Raw genomic sequence first — 4,836 nt, 5'->3', positions numbered from 1 at the left:
AGCTATAGCCCCGGATTTCTAGCCTCTCGGCCCAGCGACATCCTGAAACATCGCTTGTGCAAAACTGGCGTCCCCTAGGGGACTCGAACCCCTGTTACCGCCGTGAAAGGGCGGTGTCCTAGGCCACTAGACGAAGGGGACGAACCTTCTTACCTTCAAGACCCGGTTGCTGGACCCGGTCTTGCCCGACAGCCTTGGCTGCCAGGCGGAATTTGGTGGAGCTAAGCGGGATCGAACCGCTGACCTCCTGCATGCCATGCAGGCGCTCTCCCAGCTGAGCTATAGCCCCACAATGTCGCTTTGAACCGAAGCGCTGGCTGGGTGCCTGGCGTTTCGTTTTCGTTCATCGCTGTGGACGGGGCGCATATTAAGATCGGATTGCAGGGCTGTCAAACGAATTTTTCAAAATATTCAAAAAAATTTTCACAGATAACAATCACTTACCGCCCTGCCCTTGCCAAAACCGAACAGTGAGCCCTGTGGGAGCGGGTTTACCCGCGAATGCGACGGAAAACGCACCATCGTATTCGCGGGTAAACCCGCTCCCACAGGTTCGGCTTATGGCCTCGGGACCACTGTCAGGCGATGGAGGCCAGCAGCTTTTCCCACTCTTTGTTTTCTTTCTTCGACACACCACCCAGCAGGTCCAGGGCCTGGCGCAGGCGGTAGCGGGTCAGGTCCGGGCCAAGGATTTCCATCGCGTCCAGTACCGAAACCGAGCTGGCCTGGCCGGTAATGGCGGCAAACATCAGCGGCATGGCATCACGCAGCTTCAGCTCCAGCGCCTCGACCACCGCCTGGATGCAACCGGTGATGCGCTCTTTTTCCCACTGACGCAGGCTTTCGAGCTTCCACAGGATCAGCTGGATCACCTGGCGTACCTGGTCGGCCGACAGCTTCTTGCTTTCGAACAGCTTGGCGTCCAGCTTCAGCGCGCCTTCGAAGAAGAACCCGCCCAGCGGGGCAACCTGGCTGAAGGTTTCCACCCGGCCTTGCACGTGCGGGGCGATCTTCATCATGTAGTCGCTGTTGAACGCCCACTTCTGCAGGCGCGCGGCGAACTCCTCGACCGGCAGTTCGCGCAGCCACTGGCCGTTCAGCCAGGACAGCTTCTCGATGTCGAAGATCGGGCCGCCCAGCGAGATACGCGACAGGTCGAAGTGCTCGACCATCTCGGCCAGCGAGAACTTCTCGCGCTCGTCCGGCATCGACCAGCCCATGCGGCCCAGGTAGTTGAGCATCGCCTCGGGCATGAAGCCCATGCGCTCGTAGAAAGTCACCGAGGTCGGGTTCTTGCGCTTGGACAGCTTGGACTTGTCCGGGTTACGCAGCAGCGGCATGTAGCACAGCTTGGGCTGTTCCCAGCCGAAGTATTCGTACAGCTTGATCAGCTTGGGTGCCGATGGCAGCCACTCTTCGCCGCGCAGCACGTGGGTGATGCCCATCAGATGGTCGTCGACCACGTTGGCCAGGAAGTACGTCGGCAGGCCGTCGTTCTTCATCAGCACCTGCATGTCCATGCGGTCCCACGGGATCTCGACATCGCCACGCAGCATGTCCGGTACCACGCACACGCCTTCGCTCGGCACTTTCATGCGGATAACGTGCGGCTCGCCAGCGTCCAGGCGGCGCTGCACTTCCTCGGCGCTCAGCAACAGCGCGCGGCCGTCGTAGCGCGGGGTTTCGCCACGGGCTTGCTGCTCGGCGCGCATCTGCTCCAGCTCTTCGGCGGTGCAGAAGCAGTAGAAGGCATGGCCGGCGTCAACCAGCTCCTTGGCGTACCTGGCGTAGATTTCGCCACGCTCGCTCTGCCGGTAAGGGCCGTGCGGGCCGCCGACGTCCGGACCTTCGTTCCATTCGATGCCGAGCCAGCGCAGGGCATCGAAGATCTGCTGCTCCGACTCGCGCGTGGAGCGCAGCTGGTCGGTGTCTTCGATGCGCAGGATGAACTCACCGCCGTGCTGCTTGGCAAAGCAGTAGTTGAACAGGGCGATGTAGGCAGTGCCGACATGGGGGTCGCCGGTAGGCGATGGCGCGATACGCGTGCGTACGGTGGTCATGGAGAGTCTCGAACGAAAGATGAAACAAAGGCGGGATGTTAGCAGGAGGCAGGCATTGGGCTCCAGCAATGGCGCGAACGTCACTTGTCGACTGGCCATGTGCCGCTGTTAAATTTATTTACATTTCTGGAACGATAGTCCTCATGCCTGCCCAACTCAAACGCCGCCTGCTGGTCTTCTTCACCTTGGTGGCCGTCATCGCCCTCGCCTTCCTGGGCCACTGGTACTTCAAGGGCCGCTTCTACGAAAGCACCGACAACGCCTACGTACAGGGCGAGATCACCCGCATTTCCAGCCAGTTGGGCGCACGCATCGACGAGGTGCGGGTCGAGGACAACCAGCACGTCAGGAAAGGCGACCTGCTGGTGCGCCTGGAGGCCGCCGACTTCGAACTGGCCGTGCAACGCGCCCGAGCCGCCCTGGCCACCCGCGAAGCCGAGCAGGTGCAGGCGCAAAGCCGCCTGACCCAGCAAGCCAGTCTGATCGCCGCCGGCCAGGCCCAGGTGGCGGCCAACCAGGCTACATTTGACCGCTCGCGCCTGGACCTGAGCCGTGCCGAGAAGCTGCGCAAACCAGGTTTCGTATCGGAAGAACGGGTCACCACCCTGTCCGCGGACAGCCATGTCGCCGGCTCGCAGGTCGACAAGGCCCGTGCCGACCTGCAAAGCCAGCGCCAGCAAGTCAACGCATTGACCGCCGAACTCAAGCGCCTCGACGCGCAGATCGCCAACGCCCGCGCCGACCTGGCACAAGCCGAACTGAACCTGACCCGCTGTGAAATCCGTGCACCGATCAGCGGCAGCATCGGCCAGCGCAACGCGCGCAATGGCCAGGTGGTACAGGCCGGTGCCTACCTGCTGTCGATCGTGCCGGATGAAGACATCTGGGTGCAGGCCAATTTCAAGGAAACCCAGATCGGCCGCATGCAGCCCGGCCAGCGTGCCGAGCTGCTGTTCGACAGCTACCCCGACACACCGATAGAAGGCCGGGTCGACAGCCTTTTCGCCGCCTCCGGCGCGCAGTTCAGCCTGCTACCGCCCGACAACGCCACCGGCAACTTCACCAAGGTGGTGCAGCGCATTCCGGTCAAGCTGACCTTCCGCGCTGACAACCCGCTGCACGGGCGGATCCGCCCTGGCATGTCGGTGACCGCCACCGTCGACCTGCGCAGCGAAGACGAAGGCCACAATGGCCGGTGACCAGCTGCTCAGGCCCACCGCGGAGCCGACCAGGCGGGACTGGATCGCGGTAATGAGCGTGATGCTCGGCGCCTTCATGGCGGTGCTGGACATCCAGATCACCAACTCGTCGCTCAAGGACATCCAGGGCGCACTGTCGGCGACGCTGGAGGAAGGCTCGTGGATTTCCACCTCTTACCTGGTCGCGGAAATCATCATGATCCCGCTCACCGCCTGGCTGGTGCAGCTGCTGTCGGCGCGGCGCCTGGCCGTGTGGGTATCCGGCGGCTTCCTGTTGTCGTCGCTGTTGTGTTCGATGGCCTGGAACCTGGAGAGCATGATCCTGTTCCGCGCCCTGCAAGGTTTTACCGGCGGTGCGCTGATCCCGCTGGCCTTCACCCTGACCCTGATCAAGCTGCCCGAACACCACCGCGCCAAGGGCATGGCCATGTTCGCCATGACCGCCACCTTCGCCCCCTCCATCGGCCCCACCTTGGGCGGCTGGCTGACCGAGAACTGGGGCTGGGAGTACATTTTCTACATCAATATCCCACCGGGCCTGGTGATGATCGCCGGCCTGCTGTACGGGCTGGAAAAGAAGGACGCGCACTGGGAACTGCTGAAAAGCACCGATTACGCCGGCATCGTCACCCTGGGCCTGGGGCTTGGCTGCCTGCAGGTGTTCCTGGAGGAAGGCCACCGCAAGGACTGGCTGGAATCGCAGCTGATCGTCGGCCTGGGCAGCATCGCCCTGGTCAGCCTGATCACCTTCGTCATCCTGCAGTTTTCCAAGCCACACCCGCTGATCAACCTGCGCATCCTCGGCAACCGCAACTTTGGCCTGTCGAGCATCGCCAGCCTTGGCATGGGGGTGGGCTTGTACGGGTCGATCTACCTGCTGCCGCTGTACCTGGCGCAGGTGCAGGGCTACAACGCCTTGCAGATCGGCGAGGTGATCATGTGGATGGGTATCCCACAGCTGTTCCTGATCCCGTTGGTGCCGCAACTGATGAAAGTGGTGTCGCCCAAGGTGTTGTGTGCCCTGGGGTTCTGCCTGTTCGGCGCCGCCAGTTTCGGCTCGGGGGTGCTCAACCCGGACTTTGCAGGGCCGCAGTTCAACCATATCCAGATCATCCGTGCCATCGGCCAGCCAATGATCATGGTGACCATTTCGCTGATCGCCACGGCGTATATACAGCCGCAGGATGCGGGTTCGGCGTCGAGCCTGTTCAATATCCTGCGTAACCTGGGCGGTGCGATCGGCATTGCGCTGCTGGCCACGCTGCTGGATGCACGGACCAAGGTGTATTTCGATTACCTGAGGGAGGCAGTGGTGCCGAGCAACCCGCAGGTGGCGGAACGGTTGGCGCAACTGGCGGAGCGGCTGGGCAATGACAATGCGGCGCTGGGCAAGTTGAGCGAGATCACTCACCAGCAGGCGTTGATCATGGCCTATAACGATGCGTTCCACTTTGTGGGGATCGGGTTGGCGGTGAGCATGGTGGCGGTGTTGTTGACCCGCAAGTTGCCGGAGGGGCTGAAGGCTGGGGAGACCCACTGAATGGGTTATCGCCTGAGCCGGCCTCTTCGCGGGTAAA

The 4,836-nt window shown here is 62.4% G+C and carries 3 protein-coding genes and 2 tRNA genes; 2 read left to right on the top strand and 3 right to left on the bottom strand.

Annotated features, from left to right (window positions below):
- Nucleotides 1–65: 65 nt before the first annotated feature.
- From RR51_RS28250 to gltX, 3 genes are all read right to left on the bottom strand, one after another.
- Nucleotides 66–141 (bottom strand) — tRNA-Glu (locus RR51_RS28250).
- 72 nt (nt 142–213) lie between these two features.
- Nucleotides 214–289 (bottom strand) — tRNA-Ala (locus RR51_RS28245).
- A gap of 289 nt (nt 290–578) precedes the next feature.
- Nucleotides 579–2,060, bottom strand: a complete 1,482-nt coding sequence (gene gltX / locus RR51_RS28240) for a glutamate--tRNA ligase (protein ID WP_025338230.1) — start codon at nt 2,058–2,060, stop codon at nt 579–581.
- A gap of 143 nt (nt 2,061–2,203) precedes the next feature.
- Between gltX and RR51_RS28235 the strand changes: the two genes are divergently transcribed.
- Nucleotides 2,204–3,259, top strand: a complete 1,056-nt coding sequence (locus RR51_RS28235; RefSeq protein WP_039615460.1) for an HlyD family secretion protein — start codon at nt 2,204–2,206, stop codon at nt 3,257–3,259.
- A complete protein-coding gene (locus RR51_RS28230; protein WP_039615459.1) occupies nt 3,249–4,799 on the top strand; it encodes an MDR family MFS transporter in 1,551 nt (516 codons plus the stop codon). Before RR51_RS28235 ends, RR51_RS28230 begins: the two co-directional genes overlap by 11 nt.
- The last annotated feature ends 37 nt before the right edge of the window (nt 4,800–4,836 follow it).

Source organism: Pseudomonas sp. C5pp, from assembly GCF_000814065.1.
In the GTDB taxonomy this organism is placed as follows: domain Bacteria; phylum Pseudomonadota; class Gammaproteobacteria; order Pseudomonadales; family Pseudomonadaceae; genus Aquipseudomonas; species Aquipseudomonas asiatica.
This window is presented reverse-complemented; position numbering and strand designations above follow the sequence as displayed.

Excerpts from the sequence above, each read along its gene's own strand:
- gltX (WP_025338230.1), bottom strand. The coding sequence starts at position 2,060 with ATGACCACCGTACGCACGCGTATCGCGCCATCGCCTACCGGCGACCCC.
- RR51_RS28235 (WP_039615460.1), top strand. The coding sequence starts at position 2,204 with ATGCCTGCCCAACTCAAACGCCGCCTGCTGGTCTTCTTCACCTTGGTG.
- RR51_RS28230 (WP_039615459.1), top strand. The coding sequence starts at position 3,249 with ATGGCCGGTGACCAGCTGCTCAGGCCCACCGCGGAGCCGACCAGGCGG.